Annotated in this window: 20 protein-coding genes, 1 tRNA gene and 1 pseudogene; 8 read left to right on the plus strand and 14 right to left on the minus strand. The window is 72.5% G+C overall.

Annotated elements, in window-relative coordinates:
• Positions 1–64 precede the first annotated feature (64 nt).
• The 5 genes from ACIPK4_RS09165 (at position 65) to ACIPK4_RS09185 (ending at position 6705) form a co-directional block, all read left to right on the plus strand.
• Positions 65–832, plus strand: coding sequence for a response regulator transcription factor (locus ACIPK4_RS09165; protein WP_054227150.1), 768 nt, complete (start codon positions 65–67; stop codon positions 830–832).
• Positions 832–2406: a sensor histidine kinase gene (locus ACIPK4_RS09170; RefSeq protein WP_402310450.1), complete on the plus strand. Its 1575-nt coding sequence runs from the start codon at positions 832–834 to the stop codon at positions 2404–2406. Before ACIPK4_RS09165 ends, ACIPK4_RS09170 begins: the two co-directional genes overlap by 1 nt.
• A 25-nt stretch (positions 2407–2431) precedes the next feature.
• Positions 2432–3700: a bifunctional glycosyltransferase family 2/GtrA family protein gene (locus tag ACIPK4_RS09175; protein ID WP_054227148.1), complete on the plus strand. Its 1269-nt coding sequence runs from the start codon at positions 2432–2434 to the stop codon at positions 3698–3700.
• On the plus strand, positions 3697–5964 hold the full coding sequence (locus ACIPK4_RS09180) for an ArnT family glycosyltransferase (RefSeq protein WP_402310452.1): 2268 nt from the start codon (positions 3697–3699) through the stop codon (positions 5962–5964). The genes ACIPK4_RS09175 and ACIPK4_RS09180 overlap by 4 nt, the downstream gene beginning before the upstream one ends.
• Positions 5965–6054: 90 nt before the next feature.
• The gene (locus ACIPK4_RS09185; RefSeq protein WP_054227146.1) at positions 6055–6705 is read left to right on the plus strand and encodes a TetR/AcrR family transcriptional regulator; all 651 of its coding nucleotides are present in this window, start codon (positions 6055–6057) and stop codon (positions 6703–6705) included.
• Positions 6706–6796: 91 nt separating this feature from the next.
• Here the strand turns inward: ACIPK4_RS09185 and ACIPK4_RS09190 are convergent, their stop codons facing one another.
• Complete coding sequence (locus ACIPK4_RS09190; protein WP_402310455.1) at positions 6797–8425, minus strand: MDR family MFS transporter; 1629 nt, start codon at positions 8423–8425, stop codon at positions 6797–6799.
• Between the two features lie 17 nt (positions 8426–8442).
• Positions 8443–8874: pseudogene (locus tag ACIPK4_RS09195) on the minus strand (MarR family winged helix-turn-helix transcriptional regulator); the annotation flags it as partial.
• A gap of 129 nt (positions 8875–9003) precedes the next feature.
• Here ACIPK4_RS09195 and ACIPK4_RS09200 point away from each other — a divergent pair.
• Complete coding sequence (locus ACIPK4_RS09200; protein ID WP_402310457.1) at positions 9004–9255, plus strand: hypothetical protein; 252 nt, start codon at positions 9004–9006, stop codon at positions 9253–9255.
• A 565-nt stretch (positions 9256–9820) separates the two neighbouring features.
• On the opposite strand, the gene ACIPK4_RS09205 is transcribed toward ACIPK4_RS09200, so the two are convergent.
• From ACIPK4_RS09205 to ACIPK4_RS09250, 10 genes are all read right to left on the minus strand, one after another.
• Entirely contained in the window at positions 9821–10534 is a 714-nt protein-coding gene (locus ACIPK4_RS09205) for a hypothetical protein (RefSeq protein WP_402310460.1), read from the minus strand.
• Positions 10535–10594: 60 nt separating this feature from the next.
• The gene (locus ACIPK4_RS09210) at positions 10595–11443 is read right to left on the minus strand and encodes an RNA polymerase sigma factor SigF (RefSeq protein ID WP_402310463.1); all 849 of its coding nucleotides are present in this window, start codon (positions 11441–11443) and stop codon (positions 10595–10597) included.
• A gap of 220 nt (positions 11444–11663) precedes the next feature.
• Positions 11664–12608 (minus strand): RNA polymerase sigma factor SigF, encoded by a 945-nt coding sequence (locus ACIPK4_RS09215; RefSeq protein ID WP_402310465.1) that lies wholly within the window; start codon positions 12606–12608, stop codon positions 11664–11666.
• 280 nt (positions 12609–12888) lie between these two features.
• On the minus strand, positions 12889–13050 hold the full coding sequence (locus ACIPK4_RS09220; protein WP_159046037.1) for a hypothetical protein: 162 nt from the start codon (positions 13048–13050) through the stop codon (positions 12889–12891).
• Between the two features lie 383 nt (positions 13051–13433).
• Positions 13434–13721 carry a hypothetical protein gene (locus tag ACIPK4_RS09225; protein ID WP_159044603.1) on the minus strand — a complete coding sequence of 96 codons (288 nt, stop codon included), beginning with the start codon at positions 13719–13721 and terminating at the stop codon, positions 13434–13436.
• 118 nt (positions 13722–13839) lie between these two features.
• Positions 13840–13924, minus strand: a tRNA-Ser gene (locus ACIPK4_RS09230).
• Positions 13925–13981: 57 nt separating this feature from the next.
• Positions 13982–14410 (minus strand): tRNA adenosine(34) deaminase TadA, encoded by a 429-nt coding sequence (tadA, locus tag ACIPK4_RS09235; RefSeq protein WP_063789517.1) that lies wholly within the window; start codon positions 14408–14410, stop codon positions 13982–13984.
• A 62-nt stretch (positions 14411–14472) separates the two neighbouring features.
• Positions 14473–15021, minus strand: coding sequence for a hypothetical protein (locus ACIPK4_RS09240; RefSeq protein WP_376205336.1), 549 nt, complete (start codon positions 15019–15021; stop codon positions 14473–14475).
• 256 nt (positions 15022–15277) lie between these two features.
• Positions 15278–15454 (minus strand): hypothetical protein, encoded by a 177-nt coding sequence (locus ACIPK4_RS09245; protein ID WP_376205339.1) that lies wholly within the window; start codon positions 15452–15454, stop codon positions 15278–15280.
• A gap of 104 nt (positions 15455–15558) precedes the next feature.
• Positions 15559–16497: a universal stress protein gene (locus ACIPK4_RS09250; protein ID WP_402310468.1), complete on the minus strand. Its 939-nt coding sequence runs from the start codon at positions 16495–16497 to the stop codon at positions 15559–15561.
• Between the two features lie 214 nt (positions 16498–16711).
• Here ACIPK4_RS09250 and upp point away from each other — a divergent pair, with 214 nt between their 5' ends.
• Positions 16712–17347, plus strand: coding sequence for a uracil phosphoribosyltransferase (upp, locus tag ACIPK4_RS09255; RefSeq protein WP_356870080.1), 636 nt, complete (start codon positions 16712–16714; stop codon positions 17345–17347).
• Positions 17348–17446: 99 nt separating this feature from the next.
• Here the strand turns inward: upp and ACIPK4_RS09260 are convergent, their stop codons facing one another.
• Together ACIPK4_RS09260 and ACIPK4_RS09265 are read right to left on the minus strand one after the other, a co-directional pair.
• Positions 17447–18127, minus strand: a complete 681-nt coding sequence (locus ACIPK4_RS09260) for a LytR C-terminal domain-containing protein (RefSeq protein ID WP_082411050.1) — start codon at positions 18125–18127, stop codon at positions 17447–17449.
• Positions 18128–18313: 186 nt separating this feature from the next.
• The gene (locus ACIPK4_RS09265) at positions 18314–18613 is read right to left on the minus strand and encodes a type II toxin-antitoxin system VapB family antitoxin (protein WP_030160221.1); all 300 of its coding nucleotides are present in this window, start codon (positions 18611–18613) and stop codon (positions 18314–18316) included.
• An 88-nt stretch (positions 18614–18701) separates the two neighbouring features.
• Between ACIPK4_RS09265 and ACIPK4_RS09270 the strand changes: the two genes are divergently transcribed.
• Entirely contained in the window at positions 18702–20294 is a 1593-nt protein-coding gene (locus ACIPK4_RS09270) for a helicase HerA-like domain-containing protein (RefSeq protein ID WP_402310472.1), read from the plus strand.
• The last annotated feature ends 37 nt before the right edge of the window (positions 20295–20331 follow it).

Here is a 20331-nt window from a genome sequence, read left to right on the forward strand (position 1 = left end):
AGTTCTCAGGAAATTCACAGGTAGGGACAAGAACGCTCTCAGAGGCCGCGGTCAGCGTGGTCGCATGACTGCGACGACCACCTCCCATGCGTCCACGTCCACCAGCAACCCCGGGGCCCTCGTCCGGCCCGACGGCGGCCCCTGCCGGGTGCTCGTCGTCGACGACGAGGCCTCGCTCTCCGAGCTGCTGTCCATGGCCCTGCGCTATGAGGGCTGCGAGGTCCGCAGCGCGGGCGACGGGGCCGGCGCCGTCCGGGCCGCCCGGGAGTTCCGGCCCGACGTCGTGGTCCTCGACGTCATGCTGCCCGACATGGACGGCCTCGCCGTCCTGGGACAGCTGCGCCGGGAGATCCCGCAGCTCCCCGTGCTGTTCCTGACCGCGAAGGACTCCGTCGAGGACCGCATCGCGGGTCTGACCGCGGGCGGCGACGACTACGTCACCAAGCCCTTCAGCCTGGAGGAGGTCGTGGCCCGGCTGCGCGGCCTGGTCCGCCGCTCGGGGGCCGCCCAGGCCGCGCGCGGGGGCTCCGTCCTGGCCGTCGGTGATCTGCGGCTCGACGAGGACAGCCACGAGGTCTCCCGCGGAGGCCGGGAGATCCACCTGACCGCCACCGAGTTCGAGCTGCTGCGCTACCTGATGCGCAACCCGCGGCGGGTGCTGAGCAAGGCGCAGATCCTGGACCGGGTGTGGTCGTACGACTTCGGCGGCCAGGCCAACGTCGTCGAGCTGTACATCTCCTACCTGCGGCGCAAGCTGGAGAGCGGCCCCGGTCTGCCCCCGATGATCCACACCCGGCGCGGCGCCGGCTACCTGATCAAGCCGGCCGAGTAGTGGCACCCCGCCCGCCGCGGCGCCTTCGCGTCCTGCGTCCGGTCCGCTCCTGGTCCCTGCGGGCCCGGCTCGTCGTCTCGGCGGTGGCGCTCATCGCCGTGGTGGGCACGGCCATCGGCGCCGTCACCACCCTGGCGCTGCGCTCGTACCTGGTCGACAAACTCGACCAGCAGCTCCACATCGCCGTGGACATGGCCACGCCCCGGAACCCTTCGCCGGCGAAGCCCGGGCGGGACGGCCTCTGGTTCGTCAGTGCCCCGGGCACCCCCCTGGGCGCCGCGGGGATCCGGTCCGAGCCGGGCGGCACCACCGAAGGCGCCCGGCTCGCCGCCATCGGCGGGCCCGGCCTGGAGACCCGCCGGCCGCTCACCCCGGCTCAGTCCCACGTCCTGGAGAAGGCCGTCGCCAAGGCCGCCGCCGAACGCGGCCGGCCCGCACCCGTGGACTTGGACCTGCCGGGCCTCGGCAGCTACCGGGTACAGGCCTCCCCCGAAGGGAACCTGGCTCTGGCCTATCCGCTCACCGAGGTCGACTCCACCGTTCAGACGCTGATCGCCGTGGAGGTCTGCGTCACCCTCGCCGGGCTGATCGCGGCCTCCCTCGCCGGGCAGGCCTTGGTCGGGGTCGCCCTGCGCCCGTTGCGCCGGGTGGCCGCCACCGCCACCCGCGTCTCCGAACTCCCCCTGCACAGCGGCGAACCCGCCCTCCACGAGCGGGTCCCGGACGCCGAGGCCGATCCCCGGACCGAGGTGGGCCAGGTCGGCGCCGCCCTCAACCGGATGCTGGGGCACGTCTCCTCCGCCCTCACCGCCCGCCAGCAGAGCGAGACCCGGGTCCGGCAGTTCGTCGCCGACGCCAGCCACGAGCTGCGCACCCCCCTGGCCTCCATCCGCGGGTACGCCGAGCTCACCCGCCGGGGCCGTGAGGAGCCCGGTCCGGACACCCGGCACGCCCTGGGCCGCATCGAGTCGGAGGCGACCCGGATGACCGGCCTCGTCGAGGACCTGCTGCTGCTCGCCCGGCTCGACGCCGGCCGCCCGCTGAGCGCGACCGACACCGACCTCGCCCCGCTCGTCATCGACGCCGTCAGCGACGCCCGGGCCGCCGGACCCGAGCACCACTGGCGCCTCGAACTGCCCGACGAGCCCGCGCCGATCCGCGCGGACCCGGCCCGGATCCAGCAGGTCCTGGTCAACCTGCTCGCCAACGCCCGTACGCACACCCCGCCCGGCACCACCGTCACCGCCGGTGTTTCACGTGAAACATCCGCGGTCCGGCTGCGGATCGAGGACGACGGGCCCGGTATCCCACCCGCCCTGCTCCCCCATGTCTTCGAACGGTTCGCACGCGGCGATGCCTCGCGCTCCCGGGCCGCGGGCTCCACCGGCCTGGGGCTCGCCATCGTCTCGGCCGTCGTCACGGCGCACGGCGGACAGGTGGACGTGTGGAGCGAACCCGGGTGGACCTGTTTCGAGGTCCTGCTCCCGCTCGCCCCGGAGCAACCGGCGATCCCCCGGGAAGCGGAATCGCGGAGGGACTCACAGACGGGGCACAGGCTCACCACACAGCGGTGACAGCCCACCCGGAGAAGGTCGGTGTATGCCAACCGACACCTCCTCCGGCGCCCTCCCGGCACGGGCGCACCTCGCGCCCGTGCCCGGCGAGCCCGTACTCGACGTGGTGATCCCGGTCTTCAACGAGGAGAAGGACCTCGGGCCGTGCGTGCGCCGCCTCCACGACCACCTGACCCGCACGTTCCCGTACCCCTTCCGCATCACGATCGCCGACAACGCGAGCACCGACCGCACCCCCGAGGTCGCGGCCGCCCTCGCCGCCACCGTCGACGGCGTACGCAGCACCCGGCTGGAGGAGAAGGGCCGCGGCCGGGCCCTGCGCACCGTCTGGTCCCGCTCCGAGGCACCCGTCCTCGCATACATGGACGTGGACCTGTCCACCGACCTCAACGCGCTGCTGCCGCTGGTCGCCCCGCTCATCTCCGGGCACTCCGACCTCGCCATCGGCACCCGCCTGGCCCGCTCCTCGCGCGTGGTGCGCGGCGCCAAGCGGGAGTTCGTCTCCCGGGCCTACAACCTGCTCCTGCGCTCCTCCCTCGCAGCCCGCTTCAGCGATGCCCAGTGCGGGTTCAAGGCCATCCGGCGGGAGGTCGCGCAGCGACTGCTGCCGCTGGTGGAGGACTCGGGCTGGTTCTTCGACACCGAGATGCTGGTCCTCGCCGAGCGGGCCGGGCTGCGCATCCACGAGGTGCCGGTGGACTGGGTGGACGACCCGGACTCCACCGTCCACATCGTCAGCACCGCCACCGAGGACCTCAAGGGCATGTGGCGGGTGGGCCGGGCCCTGGCCGTCGGCGCACTGCCGCTCGACCGGCTCGCCCGCCCCTTCGGCGACGACCCGCGCGACCGCAGCGCCCTGCCCGGAGTGCCGCGCGGGCTGGCCCGCCAGCTCCTCGGCTTCTGCGTGATCGGGGTGCTGTCCACGCTCGGCTACCTCGCCCTGTACTCCCTCTTCCGGCTCGGCGCCGGACCCCAGCTCGCCAACGCCGGCGCCCTGCTGGTCTCCGCCGTCGCCAACACGGCCGCCAACCGCCGGCTCACCTTCGGCGTCCGCGGCCGCGAACGGGCCGTCCGCCACCAGGCCCAGGGGCTCGTCGTGTTCGGCGTCGGACTGGCCCTGACCAGCGGATCGCTCGCCGCCCTCGGCGCAGCCACCCACCGTCCCGCCCACAGCACCGAACTGGCCGTGCTGATCACGGCCAACCTCGCCGCAACCGTGCTGAGGTTCCTGCTCTTCCGCGCCTGGGTCTTCCCCGAGCGGCGCGCCACTCCCGCGAAGGACGACACCCGATGACCACGGCCGTACCACCCATGGGCTCCCCGTTCCCGGAACGGGCCCCGACCAACGCCAGCGGTGCGGCCGACGCCACCGCCCCGGCCGCACCCGGCACCCCGCCCGCCGCGGCGGGTACCGCGACCGCGGGGCGCCCCCGCTGGGAGCGGCCCGCGTACGTGGCGCTCCTGCTGGCCACCGCCGTCCTGCTGCTGTGGAACCTGGGCGCCTCCGGCTACGCGAACTCCTTCTACTCCGCAGCCGTCCAGGCGGGCAGCGAGAGCTGGAAGGCCTTCTTCTTCGGTTCCTCCGACGCCGGGAACTCCATCACCGTCGACAAGCCCCCGGCCGCCCTGTGGCCCATGGCGCTGTCCGTCCGGCTGTTCGGGCTCGGCGGCTGGCAGATCCTCGTCCCGCAGGCCCTGATGGGCGTCGCCACCACCGCCGTGCTGTACGCGGCCGTACGACGTCACTTCGGGCCCGCGGCCGCACTGATCAGCGGCGCGGTCTTCGCGCTCACCCCGGTGGCCGCGCTGATGTTCCGCTTCAACAACCCGGACGCGCTGCTCGCGCTGCTGCTGACCGTCACCGTCTACTGCGTCCTGCGCGCCCTGGAGGGCGCCCACACCAAGTGGCTGGTCTGGGCGGGCGTCGCGGTCGGCTTCGCCTTTCTGACCAAGACCCTCCAGGCCTTCCTCGTCCTGCCGCCGCTGGCCGTCGTGTACGCCGTCTGCGCGCCCACCCGGCTGCGCCGCCGGCTCGGCCAGCTGCTGCTCGCAGGCGTGGCCATGGTGGTGGCCGGCGGCTGGTGGGTGGCCGTCGTGGAGCTCTGGCCCGCGTCCTCCCGCCCGTACATCGGCGGCTCCCAGACCAACTCCTTCCTGGAGCTGACCTTCGGCTACAACGGCCTCGGTCGGATCAACGGGGACGAGGCCGGCAGCGTCGGCGGCGGTGCCCGCCCCGGTGGCGGCGGTCCCGGCTGGGGAGAGACCGGCATCGACCGGCTGTTCTCGGCCAACGTCGGCGGGCAGATCTCCTGGCTGCTCCCCGCGGCCCTCGTCATGCTCGTCGCCGGACTGGTCGTCACCTGGCGGGCCCGCCGGGCCGCCGACTCCCTGGAGGGCATGGCCCGGGCGTCCTTCCTGGTGTGGGGCGGCGCCCTGCTGACCACGGCGCTGGTCTTCAGCTACATGCAGGGCATCTTCCACGAGTACTACACCGTGGCGCTGGCGCCGTATGTGGCCGCGCTGGTCGGCATGGGCGTGGCCGTCCTGTGGGAGGAGCGGGGCGGCAAGGCCGCCGCGCTCACCCTCTCCGGCACCCTCGCGCTGACCGCGTGGTGGTCGTACGTCCTGCTCGGCCGCTCGTCCGGATATCTGCCGTGGCTGCGCTGGACCGTCCTCGTCGCCGGTGCGGCCGCGGCCGCCGGGCTGCTGTTCGGTGCCCGGCTCGGCCGCCGGTTCGTGCGCGCTGCGGCGGCGCTGGGCGTGGCCGCGGCGCTGGCCGGCCCGCTCGCGTACTGCCTGACCACGGTGGATTCCACGCGCGGCGGGTCGATCGTGACGGCCGGGCCCGCGGTGTCCGGCGGCCGCGGCGGCATGGGCATGCGGATGTTCGCAGGCGGGGAGCTCCCGCCCGGCGCGCTCCCGCAGGGGCTGCCGCAGGGCGCCCAGCAGGGCGGACCCGGGGGCGGCGGTCCGCAGGGCGGTCCCCGGCAGTTCCCCGGTGGCCGGGGTTTCCCCGGCGGCCAGGTCGGCCAAGGCGGTCAGGGTCTCCCCGGCGGTGGCCCGGGCTTCCCCGGCGGTCGCGGCGGCGGTGCGCGCGGTGGGCAGAACTCCGCGGGCGGAGGTCCCGGCGGCCTGCTGGGCGGCACGAAGGTCGGTACGCAGGCCACGGCGGCCCTGCGCAAGGACGCGGGGAAGTACACCTGGGCGGCGGCCGCCGTGGGTGCGCAGAACGCGGCGAGCTACCAGCTGGCCTCCGGCGAGCCGGTGATGCCGGTCGGCGGCTTCAACGGCAGCGACCCGTCCCCGACGCTCGCCCGGTTTCAGGAGTACGTGCGCACCGGAAAGATCCACTACTTCGTCGGTGGGGGCGACCGTTCCGGTGGCGAGGGACAGGCCGCACGCGGAGGTCCGGGCGGTGGCCCGGGCGGAGGTCCGGGCGGTGGCACCAGCAGCGCCATCACGGCCTGGGTCAAGGCCAACTACCGGTCCGTCACGATCGGAGGGGCCACCTTCTACGACCTGACCGCCCCCCTGAACGGCACGTCCGCCCCGTCCTGAACCTGCCGGAACGCGAGGGGCACCCTCTAGCATCAAGTGGGCGGACCGGGCATTCCGGGCTGATCCAGCTGTTGTGAGGAGGGTGCCTCCATGGTGACCGCGGCCGATGCCGGCAAGACCCGGACCAGCGTGTGGCTGGCTCCCGGGCACACCGCACCCGCCAGACGTCGCAGCGAGGCGCCCTCCGGCCTCGACCGGGACCGGATCACCGGAGCCACCGTACGGCTGCTCGACGCCGAGGGGCTGGCCCGGTTCTCGATGCGGCGGCTCGCGGCCGGGCTCGGGGTCACCGCGATGTCCCTGTACTGGTACGTCGACACCAAGCACGATCTGCTCGAACTCGCCCTGGACCGGGCGCTGGGCGAGCTCCCGCTGCCGCGGACCACCCCGGCCGGGCCGGCCCGGGAGGGCTGGCCCGGCCGGTTGCGTTCGCTGGCCTGCGGCTACCGGCGGCTGCTGGCGGAGCACCCCTGGGTGGCTCCGCTGACCGCCGCGTACCCGAACATCGGGCCGCACGCCCGGGCCTTCGACTCCGCCCTGCAGCGGCTGCTCGACGCCACCGGCCTCGCGGGTGGCCGCCGGACCGGGGCGCACTTGGCCGTGTCGCAGTTCCTGCACGGCTGCGGCGGCACCGCCCGGCGGGCGCCGGACGGGGACTTCGCCCTCGCCCTCGACGTCCTGATCGCGGGCATCGAGGTGCAGGCCGCGGCCGCCCGGCCCGGCGCGGGCCCGGGGGCATAGCAGAGCCCCCACCGGGTGCACCCGCCCAGCCGAACAGGGGGGAGCACCCGACGGGGGCCCGGACCGTGCCCTCCGGTGCCGCGCGGTGTCGCTACTGCGCCGGGGCGGACGACGCGGCCGGGGCGTGGGCCGCCGGCTTGGACTTCAGCGCGACCTCCTTGATGAACAGCACCAGGACGAGTCCCAGCAGGGCGAACGGCGCCGCGTAGAGGAAGACGTCGCCGACGCCGTGCCCGTACGCGGACTCGATGACCGCGCGGAACGGCGCGGGCAGCTTGTCGAGGTCGGGGATCCCGCCGCCGGCGGCGCCGCCGTGGCCCATCGCCGCAGCCTTCGGGCCGAGCGCGGCCAGGCCGTCCTGCACGTAGTGGGTGACCCGGTTGGCCATGACCGCGCCGAGGGCCGAGACGCCCATGGCGCCGCCCAGCGAGCGGAAGAAGGTGACGACGGAGCTGGCCGCGCCCAGGTCCTCAGGGGCCACCTGGTTCTGCGTGGCGAGGACGAGGTTCTGCATCATCATGCCGAGACCGAGGCCGGTCAGCGCCATGTAGATCGCGATGTGCCAGTACGGGGTGTCGTACCGCAGCGTGCCCAGCAGCCCGAGACCGGCCGTCAGGAGGACGCCGCCGGAGACGAGCCAGGCCTTCCACCTACCGGTCTTGGTGATCACCTGACCGGAAACCGTGGAGGAGATGAAGAGCCCGCCGATCATCGGAATCGTGAGGATTCCGGACATCGTGGGGGACTCGCCCCGGGCCAGCTGGAAGAACTGGCTGAAAAACACCGTGCCCGAGAACATCGCGATACCGACGAACAGCGAGGCCGCCGAGGCGAGACTGATGGTCTTGTTGCGGAACAGGCGCAGCGGGATGATCGGGTCGCTCGCCCTGGACTCGACGAGGAGGAAGAGCAGGCCGAGCACGACGGCGCCACCGGTCATCGCCGCGGTGGTCCAGGAGACCCAGGCGTACGAGTCGCCGGCCTGCGTGACCCAGATCAGCAGCAGGGACACGGCCCCGCTGATCAGGAAGGCGCCGAGCCAGTCGACCTTGACGTCGCGGCGGACGACCGGGAGGTGCAGGGTCCGCTGGAGCACGATCAGGGCGATGACCGCGAACGGCACGCCGACGTAGAAGCACCAGCGCCAGCCGAGCCACGAGGTGTCGGTGATGACACCGCCGAGCAGCGGACCGCCGACGGTGGCGACGGCGAAGACCGCGCCGAGGTAGCCGCTGTACCGGCCGCGCTCGCGCGGGGAGATCATCGCGGCCATCACGATCTGGGCGAGGGCGGACAGGCCGCCGACGCCGATGCCCTGGACGACGCGGCAGGCGATGAGCATGCCGGTGTTCTGGGACAGGCCCGCGACCACCGAGCCGAGGACGTAGATCACCAGGGATATCTGGACGAGCAGTTTCTTGCTGAACAGGTCCGACAGCTTGCCCCAGAGCGGGGTCGCCGCCGTCATCGACAGCAGGGCCGCGGTGACGACCCAGGTGTACGAGGACTGGGTGCCGCCGAGGTCGCTGATGATCTGCGGCAGGGCGTTGGAGACGATCGTGGACGACAGGATCGCCACGAACATGCCGAGCATCAGGCCGGACAGCGCCTTCATGATCTGCGCGTGGGTCATGGGGGCGTGGGCGTGCGCGGATGCGGGGTCGGACGTGGTCTCCGACCGGCTGCCTCCCTGCACACCGGTGGGTGCGGTGGTCGCCATGTGGTTCCTTTTGTCTAGAAGCTCGATCGGAGCCGGGTCAGCAAGGTGTTGAGTACGTCGATGTCGTGGGCGGACCAGTCGGCCAGGGCCTTCTCCAGCGCGCCGGTGTAGCGCGCGCCGAGCTCGGCGAGGAGCGCGTGGCCGGCCGGGGTGAGCCGCAGGATCCGGCAGCGGCCGTCGCCGGGGTCGATGTCGCGGGTGATCCACCCGCGGTCGGCGACGTGGGCGACGTGGCGGCTGGTCACCGAGATGTCGATGGCCATGAGGTCGGCGAGGCGGCTGAGCCGCATTTCGCCGTGGCGGTCGAGCACGGTGAGGACGGCGGCGGAGCCGGCCGGGCAGTCCGGGGGGAGCATGCGGGCGAGGTCGCGCTTGACCGCGCCGATGCCGGTGAGCTGTCGGGCCAGCTCCTCGTAGCGGGTGGGGTGGGGCTGCGTCTCCGTGGGCATGGGCTCCGCCCTCCCTCCTCTGCTGATGTTGTTGCTTAGGGCAACCATAGAAGCGATTGGTTGCTACAGGCAAATGAATAGGGGGGTGGGCGCGGTAAAGGAATCGGAAAACCCGCTAGGGTCCTGCGCATGGCTGCGAACCACAACTCACAGGGCCCCGAGGGCAACTACGACCCCGCGGGCAGCACTCAGATGTTCCGGGCGTTCGTCGAGGAGGCGGCGCCGACCGGGCCGGGGGCCGGGGCCGGTCCGGCCGCGCCCGGATCCCGGCGGCGGCAGGCCCAGTCATCGGGGTCCGGGTCCAAGGCCGGACTGTGGCTGGGCGTGGGGCTCGGGGTCGTGCTGTTGGTCGGGGCGGTGTGCTGGCTCGCCCTGCGGTAGCCCTGGCCCTGGCCCTGGCCGGGTCGCTGGACGGGCTTCGGGGTGGGTGCGGCGCCGCCGCGGGGGCTCTGCCCCGAGCCACCGCGCCTCGGCGCCGGCGGGGCTGAGGGGTACGAGACCCCGCCCCGGACCCCGAGCCTCAGGCGGCGCCAAGGCCGAGGGGTGCGGGACTGCGCCCCGGGCCCCCGCGCCTCAAGCACTGGCGGGGCCGCACGAGCCCCGGACGCCAGCGGGGCTGGACGGGCCCGGACGGCGGGGCCGCGCCGGCGGGGGCTGTGGGGGCTTGCCCCGAGCCACCTCGCCTCAGGCGCTGGCGGGGCTGAGGGGTGCGGGACTGCGCCCCGGCCCCCGGGCCTCAAGCGGCGGCGGGGCCGCACGGGCTCGGGCGCCAGCGGAGCTGAAGCCCGGACGGCGGCGGAGGTGAAGGCCCGGACGGCGGCGGGGCCGGACGGGCCCGGACGCCAGCGGGGCTGAAGCCAGGACACTGGCGGGGCCGGCCGGGCTCGGGTGGTGGCGGGGCTGACGGCCCGGACGCCGGCGGGGCCGGCCGGGCCCGGGCGGCGGGTCAAGTCCAGGTGGCTGTGGTTTTCTGCGTTTCCACGTGCATGCCCAGGGGGACCCGCCAGGACTCGACGCAGACCGTGTACGTCTGCTTCCTCGTCGCGCCTCCGGGGATCGGGGCCGGAAGGGGCTGGGTCGTCGTGATCGTGGCCCAGTCGATGCCGAGGGCGCCGATGATGTGCGTCGAGAACGTGACCGTGCCCGAACGCGCCGCCGTGGTGCCCGTGTTGGTGAACGCCACCGTGACCTTCTCGCACCAGCGGTCCGCCGCCGGGGTGCGGGCCGGGGGGCCCAGCGTCAGGTTCGCCGGGGTGGCCGGCGCCGCCGGGGGTGTCGTCCCCGGCTTGGTCGTCGCGGGGGATCCCGGGGGCGGTGCGGGCGGAGCGGACCCGGGCGGGCTCCCGGCCGACGGGACGGTACCGGGCGGGACGGTACCGGGCGGGACGGTCGTCGCTTCGGCCCGGGCGGAGCCGGCAGGGCTCTGCGGAACCGGGGTGCCGGACGACGTACGCGTGGCGGAAGAAGGGGCTCCGCCCAGCTGCTGCAACTCCACCGGCCCTTCGGGCGCCACGTTGTCGCCCGCGCGCCGCTCCGGCCCGGGGGCCACGGCTCCCGCGGCCGCGTAGCCGTCGCGTGCCGGGCCGCCGCATCCGGTCAGGAGTGCGGCGGCCGTACAGCACAGGGCCACGAGGGTCGTCGCGCGGCGTTCCCTTCGCATCGCGGCAGTCTGGGTGACTGCCCGTCAGATCGGAAGGGGGTTGCGGCGATTATTCGTGGATCACTCGCCGATCAGGCCCATCCGGAGCTGCGCCAGGGTGCGCGTGAGCAGCCGGGAGACGTGCATCTGGGAGATGCCGACCTCCTCGCCGATCTGCGACTGCGTCATGTTCGCGAAGAACCGCAGCATGATGATCTGCCGTTCCCGGGGCGGGAGTTTGGCGAGCAGCGGCTTCAGCGACTCGCGGTACTCGACGCCTTCGAGCGCGGTGTCCTCGTAGCCGAGGCGGTCCGCGAGCGAGCCCTCGCCGCCCTCGTCCTCGGGTGAGGGCGAGTCGAGCGAGGAGGCGGTGTAGGCGTTGCCCACGGCGAGGCCGTCGACGACGTCCTCCTCCGACACCCCGAGCACTGCGGCCAGTTCCGGCACGGTCGGCGAGCGGTCGAGCTTCTGGGCGAGCTCGTCACTGGCCTTGGTGAGGGCGAGGCGCAGTTCCTGGAGGCGGCGCGGGACGCGCACGGACCAGGAGGTGTCCCTAAAGAATCGTTTGATCTCGCCCACGACGGTCGGCATCGCGAACGTCGGGAACTCCACGCCGCGTTCGCAGTCGAACCGGTCGATCGCCTTGATCAGGCCGATCGTGCCGACCTGGACGATGTCCTCCATCGGCTCGTTCCGGCTGCGGAAGCGAGCGGCGGCGTACCGCACCAGGGGCAGGTTCAGCTCGATCAGGGTGTCGCGTACGTACGCCCGTTCGGGGCTGTCCGCGTCCAGGCCGGCAAGTCGCTGGAAGAGGGAGCGGGAGAGGGTGCGGGTGTCGATGGCTTCCGAGCGGTCAGACGCTGCAGGTGCTGACGGCGCAGCGCTCTTGACGAGCGTGAGCACCTTGGAGCTGCCCTGGTCTACGGACATGCCACCCCCTTGAGGTCGCGGACGGTCGCGTACTGCGCGCCCGTCGGAGGAACGCAGCCTCCACCTGAATACCGGAGGCGGGGCTGCGGCAAACGCGGTTCCAGCAGAATGTCACATGTCGGCAACGCGCTGTAGCGCCATGTCGACATATATCTCCAGCGACAGAGCTGAATGAGCCCGTTCTGTGGGGAAACGGCGGAACGATCTCCACCCGTTCCAGCTACGCCTCGATCCTGTTTGCGGATCGGAGTCGAGCGAAGCTCCGGGCGAGCAGCCGGGAGACGTGCATCTGGGAAACGCCGAGCTCCGCGCTGATCTGGGACTGCGTCAGATTGTTGTAGTACCGCAGGAGCAGGATCCTTTGTTCACGTTCGGGCAGCTGTACGAGGAGGTGGCGGACGAGGTCGCGGTGCTCGACCCCGGCCAGCTCCGGGTCCTCGTAGCCGAGGCGGTCCAGCAGCCCCGGCAGTCCGTCGCCCTCCTGGGCGGCCTCCAGCGAGGTGGCGTGGTAGCTGCGGCCGGCCTCGATGCAGGACAGCACCTCGTCCTCGGTGATCCGCAGCCGCTCGGCGATCTCCGGCGTGGTCGGCGTGCGCCCGTGCAGGGTGGTGAGGTCCTCGGTGGCCGCGTTCACCTGGACCCACAGCTCGTGGAGCCGGCGCGGTACGTGGACGGTGCGGACGTTGTCGCGGAAGTAGCGCTTGATCTCGCCCACGACGGTCGGCATGGCGAAGGTCGGGAACTGCACCCCGCGGTCCGGGTCGAACCGGTCGATCGCGTTGATGAGGCCGATCGTGCCGACCTGGACGACGTCCTCCATCGGCTCGTTGCGGCTGCGGAAGCGGGCGGCCGCGTACCGGACGAGCGGAAGGTTCGCCTCGATGAGGGCGCCGCGCACCCGGTGGTGCTCGCTCGTGCCCGGCTGAAGGTCCTTCAGCTGCCCGAACAGGACCTGGGTGAGGGCCCGGGTGTCCGCGCCCCGGCTCTGCGGTCTCGGGGCCGCTGGAGGCTCCTCAGGGGCGTCGTGCTGGGGCGGAACCTGGGATTCCTGAGGAGGCTCCGGGTGCGCGCCCGTCTGTCGGCCCGGCTGCCCGCCCGGCTGCGGGCCCGGCGGGGGGTCCTGCCGGGCACCGGTCTCCTGCTCGGTCTCCTGCTGGGGTGGCACCTGAGGCGCAGTACTGGCCGGCACGGTCACGCCACCCCTTCATGTCAACTCATCCGTCAAAAGCGGTCATAGCATCACAAGACATGTGCACTGTGTGCAAGCACCGTATATCACCGTGTTGAGGGCAAGTTGGGCATAATGGGGTGTTTTGGATGAGGTCATTGTGGGGGTGCGGAATGAAAAGGCCGACGCGAAATGCGGCGCGGAAGCCCACGCAAAAAGCCCCCCACCCGTTCGGAGTGGGGGGCCGGTCGTTCCGGAAGTCGCGTCGGCGTACGGGTCAGCGCACCAGCTCGGTCATGAACGCGCCGATGCCGTGGGCCGCGTCCGATATGCCCTGGAACCCTATTTTGACGATGTCGGCCGCCTTGACCGGCTGGGTGATGATCACGAAGAGCACGAACACGACGAGCCCACCCATGATCATCTTCTTGGTGTCCATGTGCGGTGTCGGCCTCCCCAACCGGTCCTGCGAAGTCGGGTGAGTCTAACCGTTCGTCTTCGGACACTCATCAGGCCTTTATGGACCAATGGCCCGGGCGTCCGGGTCCTTTGCCGCAGCGCAGGCGGGTGCGCGTGACCCAGGATGGAAGACGAGCCCACCGGTTCTGGCAGGAAACCGGCGGGTGAGGGACAGGACCTCACTGCGGGGTCCGAGCCGCAAGCTTCCCCCTGACTGCGGCCCGGACTGGCAGGTTCCGTCCTCGTCGGGGGAAGTGGCTCGTCCCCCGACGCCACTTTCCCCGTCCCGTTACGCCGAAGGCCCCGACCCCGGTCGGGGTTTTCGGCGTATGCGGGGCCGGCGGCGTGTCCGCGGCGGGTCGGCTATTCGATGCCGCCGAGGATGCCCAGTACGGGCTCCACGGGGGCGATGACGGGCGTCAGCTGGTTCGGCAGCTCCGTCAGCTGGCCGAGCTTGTCCAGCTCGTTGAGCTTCGAGCCGATCTCCTGGACGGAGCCGGGCGTGGCCCCCTGCGGCATGCCCGGGGCGGCCTGCGGCAGGTCCGGGAGGGTGATCGGGGCCATGGGGGCGGCGGAGGCGGCCGGTGCGGCGAGGCCCGCGGCGGCCCCCGCGAGGGCGAAGGCGGCGAGCATGCGCTGGGTCTTGGTCATGCCGTGACAACGGCCGAGCGGGCGGGCGGTCACGCGGCCGTCATCCGGAGGGCCGTGTCGGGAGGCCCCGGATACGCCGAGAGCCCCGTCCCTTGCGGGGCGGGGCTCTCGGTCGAAGCGGTAGTGGAGGGATTTGAACCCCCGATGGGTTGCCCCATACTCGCTTTCGAGGCGAGCTCCTTCGGCCACTCGGACACACTACCGAGATGGATCCTAGCCTAAGGATCGGCATCAAATGAAATCGATGCCGCCGAGCCGCCTCAGCGGTCGCGGAAGAAGTCCGTCAGCTGCCGCGCGCACTCCTGCGCGAGCACGCCACGGATCACCTCCGGGCGGTGGTTGAGCCGGCGGTCGCGCACGAGGTCCCAGAGCGACCCCGCGGCTCCCGCCTTCTCGTCGTCGGCGCCGTAGACGACCCGGGCCACCCGGGACTGCACGAGGGCGCCCGCGCACATCACGCACGGCTCCAGGGTCACCACGAGGGTGCACCCCGGAAGCCGCCATTCCCCGAGCCGGGCGGCCGCCCGGCGCAGCGCCAGCACTTCGGCGTGCGCCGTGGGGTCGCCGGTGGCCTCGCGCTCGTTGAACCCGGTGGCGAGGACCTCGCCGTCCGGGCCCAGCACGACGGCGCCGACCGGCACGTCACCGGCCGGCACCGCCCGGGCGGCCTCCTGGAGCGCCAGGCGCATGGAGTCCCGCCACGGGTCCCGTACGGGATCGGGGCCGTGCAGGGGGTGGTGCGTGGTGATCACTAGCGGACGGCCTCCAGCACCTCGGTGGCGCCGAGGGACTCGGCGATCTCCGAGAGGGCGTCCCCGTCGAGGGTCATCAGTTGTTTGTGGCCGACCCCGAGGTCGTCCAGCAGCCGGGGGTCGCCGAGCGGGCCGGCCGGGACCGGTTCCGCGCCCGCCGGCTCCTCGTCGTCCTCCTCGTCGTCGGCACCGGTGAACGCGGCGATGGTGTCCTCCTCGCCGTCCTCGGTGCCGTCCAGGTCCAGTTCGTCGAGTTCGTCGTCCTCCTCGTCGCTGCCCAGCAGCTCTTCGGTCAGCATCGAACCGTAGGAGCTGCGGGAGGCCGCGGAGGCGTTCGACACGAAATACCGCGGGTCCTCCTCCCCGTCCACGCGGACGACGCCGAACCAGGCGTCCTCCTGCTCGATGAGGGCGACCACCGTGTCGTCGTCGACAGCGGCGGCACGCGCGAGATCGATCAGATCACTGAGGGACTCGACGTCGTCGAGTTCCATGTCGCTCGCTTCCCACCCGTCTTCGGTGCGCGCGAGCAGTGCGGCGAAGTACACCGTGACTCTCCCACTGGTCTTAGGCGTGCCGGTTGGAGGTCCCCCCGGCCGGAGGTGGGAAGGGTTGGAACGACTGTGCTGCTCGCCGTTTCGTGCCCCGCCCAATCGGCATCGTGGCAGAAACAGCGGCTTTGCGAGAGGTCTTCCGCGCTTGCGTCGTGCCGCGCCGCCTGTCGCGGGGGTCGTACGGGGGCTGCCCGGCCCCCCGCCGACCCCGTGCGCCGCCCACCCCGCGGGGGTCCGGGGCGGGGGCTCGTCACCAGCGGAAGGTGCGCATGCGCATTTGCTGGCGCATGCGGGCCGCGCGGGCGCGGCGCGGCTGGACGCGGTCGCGCAGGGCCCGCGCCTCCATCAGGTCGCGCAGGAACTGCGCTCTACGCGCTCTGCGCTGCGCCACGGTCTCCGGCGCGTCGTTCGGCTGCGTGTCGGGCATGGGCAACCACCCGTGGTCCGGTCGTCCTCCTTCGCCGGCGCGAAGCAGACCCCCCGCACCCCACCTTCCCCCGGACGGGCCGATTGATGCCACCCCTTCGCAGCTCAGGAGGCTGACAGCGTCGGAACGACCGCCACGGGACCGTGCGCGTGGTGGAGCACCGCATGGGCCACCGAGCCGATCGCCAGGGAGCCGACCGTGCGCCGCGGGTGGTGACGGCCCACGACCACGACGGCCGCCGACCGGGAAGCCGTCACCAGACGCTCCGCCGCGTCGCCCGGGACCGCCGCCTGCTCCACCCGCACCCCGGGCCACCGCTTCCGCATCGGCGCGAGCCGCTCCGTCTGGGAGCGCAGCATCTCCCGCTCCGCGGGCACCGCGTTCCCGTCGTCGGCCAGGCCCTCGGGCGGGATCACCTGGAACGGGCTGTCCACCGCCGTCGTCGGCGCCGGCGGGATCGCGTACGCGGAGACCACCTGGACGGTGGTCCCCCGGGCGGCCGCCTCCGTGAAGGCGAAGACCAGGACGTCGTCCGGGGTCTCCGCGGCGTGCAGGCCGAGCACCACCGGGCCGCCGGACGGATCCGCCGGGGCGTCCGGAGCCCTGCGGGCGTCGTGCGGGACCACCACCACCGGGCACGCCGCCGCGGAGGCCACGGCGCGGCTGTTCGAGCCGAGCAGCAGGGCCGCGAAGCCGCCGCGGCCCCGTGAGCCCATCACGAGCATCCGGGAGCCCTCCCCGGCCACCCGCAGGGCCTCGGGCACGGAGCCCTCCAGCGCGTCGTAGCGCACCTGTTCCGGCAGGCCGGCCGCTCCGGCGAGGACGTCCCGCACGTGTACGCCGACGGGGTCGGCGTACTCCTGCGGCTGCGAGGGGTCGGCGAGCGAGGAGCGGCGCGCCGCGTACAACTGCGCGCTGTCGGGCAGCACGTGTGCGACCACGAGAGGGGCCCCGTGCCGGAGCGCGGCGGTCCGCGCCCATTCCAGGGCCAGGAGGCTGTGATCGGATCCGTCGACCCCCACGACCACCGGTGCGTTGCTCATCAGTCCAGCGTGCTGGCCGCCCGGCAGGGCCGCATCCGCAGCCGCGCCCGCGGCGGCCCCCGGCCCCGGCCGCGGACGCGTCGGGGCGCGGCTGCCGGTCCGGACGCACGGGGGTGCGCGCACCGCGTAGCCTTTTGACCGTGGGTCGCGAAAGAGTGCGGCCGTTTTTGCAGGTCGCAGGTCGAAACCCGGCAGCTGAGCCTTGGAGGATGTTGTGCGTTTGCAGGTCGTCGATCACCCCTTGGTGGCGCACAAACTGACCACCCTGCGCGACAAGCGCACCGACTCCCCCACCTTCCGTCGGCTCGCCGACGAGCTGGTGACCCTCCTCGCGTACGAGGCCACCCGCGACGTGCGCACCGAGCAGGCCGACATCCTCACGCCGGTCGGCCCGACCACCGGCGTGAAGCTCTCGCACCCGCGGCCGCTGGTCGTGCCGATCCTGCGCGCCGGCCTCGGCATGCTGGACGGCATGATGCGGCTGCTGCCGACGGCCGAGGTGGGCTTCATGGGCATGGTCCGCAACGAGGAGACCCTGGAGGCCTCCACGTACGCGACGCGCATGCCGGAGGACCTCTCCGGGCGGCAGGTCTACGTCGTCGACCCGATGCTCGCCACGGGCGGCACGCTGGTCGCGGCGATCCAGGAACTGATCAAGCGCGGCGCGGACGACGTGACCGCCGTGGTGCTGCTGGCCGCGCCCGAGGGCGTCGAGGTCATGGAGCGCGACCTGGCGGGCACCCCGGTGACGGTCGTGACGGCCGCGGTGGACGAGCGGCTCAACGAGCACGGCTACATCGTGCCGGGCCTGGGCGACGCGGGCGACCGCATGTACGGCTCGGCCGAGTAGGACCCGCCGAGTAGCAGCCCGAGCAGGACCCGTAGGACCCGTACGGACAGCCGGCCGCCTTTCGGGCGGCCGGCTGTCCGCGTGGTCGGCGGGTGGTGGTCAGCAGGTCTTGGCGGGCGCGGGCTGGGGGTTGGCCAGCAGGGCCAGTTCCTTGTCCGCCGCCTCCTTCGGGCTGAGTTCCTTGAAGGCGTCGCCGAGGATCAGGTCGATGTCCCCGCTGTCGCGGGCGTCGGTCTGCTGCGTATCGCCTTCGAGCTGGGTGCCCAGTACGGAGAAGGCAGCCTTGTCGGTCTTGGGCGAGCCGAGCAGTATCCCCGTCCCGGGGACCTTCTTGTCGAAGTCGGCGGGCGCGTTTCCGACCTTGCCGACGACGAAGCCGCGCTTCTTGAGCTCGTCGCCGACCGCCTTGGCGAGCCCGGCGCGCGGGGTCGCGTTGTAGACGTTGACGGTGATCTCGCCGGGCTGGGGCAGTGCGACGGCCGGTCTGGCGGCGGCGCTGGCGGCCGCGGGGGCCGCCTCGGCGGCTGCCTCGGCGCCTGCCCTGGGCTTGGGCGTCGCACAGTCCTTGGCCGCCGCGTTCCGGTGCTTGCCGCTGCCGCTCTCGCCACGGAACACGTTCATGAGCTGCAAGGACCCGTAGCCGAGCAGGGCAAGACCGAGGACTGCTCCGAGCACGGTGAAGACGATCCGCCGGCGTCGCCGGGGCCGGCTCATGCGGGGGTAAGCCGCACCCGTGACGCGGTACTTTCCGCCCATGCCGGGGGGAGTGAGCATGCTCATGGGCGCAGCGTAATACCGCCCGCCGTTGATCCCCACCCAATGATCTGTTGATAGGGCAAGACCGACCCGAAAGGCGCAATCCTCGCGAACCGGAAGCTCAGGCGGGGAGCCCTTGCGGCAGCCGGGAGACGGGGCCGCCCACGGCGTGTCCCGCCGCCTCCTGGCGTGTTTTCAGCCGGTTCCGGCTCAGTAGTCCATTTCGAGGACGCGGGCGTGCAGCACCTGGCGCTGCTGCAGGGCCGCGCGCACGGCGCGGTGCAGCCCGTCCTCCAGGTAGAGGTCGCCCTGCCACTTCACGACGTGGGCGAAGAGGTCTCCGTAGAACGTCGAGTCCTCGGCGAGCAGCGTCTCGAGGTCCAGCTGGCCCTTGGTCGTCACCAACTGGTCGAGACGGACCGGGCGCGGGGCGACGTCCGCCCACTGCCGGGTGGTTTCCCTGCCGTGGTCGGGGTACGGCCGCCCGTTTCCGATGCGCTTGAAGATCACACGGAAAGCCTACCGGGCCGGTGCCTGCGGGCGCAGCCTTGCCGGCCTGGTGCAAAAGTGACAGACAGGGCTATTTCGGGAGTGATTCATGAGCGAGAGCACCGACCCCGCGTCTCCGGCAGGCCGGATCGCCGCCGGTTACGCCTTCACCGGACCCGCGCTCGAACTCGGGGCCCTGCTCTGGGACGGCACCTGCCTGCCCGACCGGCAGATCCGCATCCCGCTGCCGATGCTCAACCGCCACGGCCTGGTGGCGGGCGCCACGGGAACCGGCAAGACCAAGACCCTCCAGCTCATCGCCGAACAGCTGTCGGCGGCCGGAGTCCCGGTGTTCCTGGCCGACATCAAGGGGGACGTCTCGGGGATCGCCGCGCCCGGAACGCCCAACGAGAAGGTCGCGGAACGCGCGAAGGAAGTCGCCCAGCCTTGGGAAGGCGCCGGATTCCCCAGCGAGTTCTATTCGCTGGGCGGTATCGGACCCGGCATCCCGCTCCGGGCGACCGTGACGAGTTTCGGCCCGGTGCTGATGTCGAAGGTCCTCCAGCTCAACCAGACCCAGGAGCAGTCGCTCGGCCTGATCTTCCATTACGCCGACACCAAGGGCCTGGAGCTGATCGACCTCAAGGACCTTCGGGCGGTCGTCGCCTTCCTCGTCTCCGACCGGGGGAAGGCAGAGCTCAAGGGGATCGGCGGACTGTCCACGGTGACGGCCGGGGTGATCCTGCGCGCCCTGACCGCGTTCGAGCAGCAGGGCGCCGCCGAGTTCTTCGGCGAGCCGGAATTCGACACGGGCGAATTCCTGCGGACCGCCGCCGACGGGCGCGGGGTGGTCTCCGTACTGGAACTCCCGGCGGTCCAGGAGAAACCGCAGCTCTTCTCCACCTTCCTGATGTGGCTGCTGGCCGACCTCTACACCGACCTGCCGGAAGTCGGCGACCTGGAAAAACCCAAACTCGTCTTCTTCTTCGACGAGGCGCACCTGCTGTTCAACGGCGCCTCCAAGGCCTTCCTGGAGTCCATCACCCAGACCGTGCGGCTGATCCGCTCGAAGGGGGTCGGCGTCTTCTTCGTGACGCAGACCCCCAAGGACGTGCCGTCCGACGTGCTCGCTCAGCTCGGCAACCGGGTGCAGCACGCGCTGCGCGCCTTCACCCCGGACGACGCCAAGGCGCTGAAGGCCACCGTGAAGACGTTCCCCAACTCCGCGTACGACCTGGAGGAGCTGCTGACCGGGCTCGGGACGGGTGAGGCGGTGATCACCGTACTCAGCGAGAAGGGGGCCCCGACCCCGGTGGCGGCGACCCGGCTGCGCGCCCCGCAGTCCCTGATGGGTCCGATGGGGCCGGCGGCGCTGGACGCGGCGGTGAAGTCCTCGCTCCTCTACTCGCGGTACGCGCAGGCCGTCGACCGCGAGTCGGCGTACGAGAAGATCAGCGCCGAGCAGGCGGCGGCCGAGGCGGAGGCGGAGGCGGCCGCGGCCCGGGCGGCGGCCGAGAAGCAGGCCGGGGAACGGGCCAAGGAGACCGCGAAGGCGGAGCGCGGCGCCCCGAAGCCGGAGCCCTCGCTGGCCCAACAGGTGGTGGGGAGCGGGCTGTTCCGCTCACTGGCCCGCTCGGTCGGGACCCAGCTGGGGCGGGAGATCTCCCGCTCGGTCTTCGGGACGGCGAAGCGGCGCAGGTGACGCATTCTGCAGCCGGATCCGCGGCCGGGGTGCCGCC

It is taken from the genome of Streptomyces sp. NPDC086989, assembly GCF_044745505.1.
Taxonomy (GTDB): Bacteria; Actinomycetota; Actinomycetes; order Streptomycetales; family Streptomycetaceae; genus Streptomyces.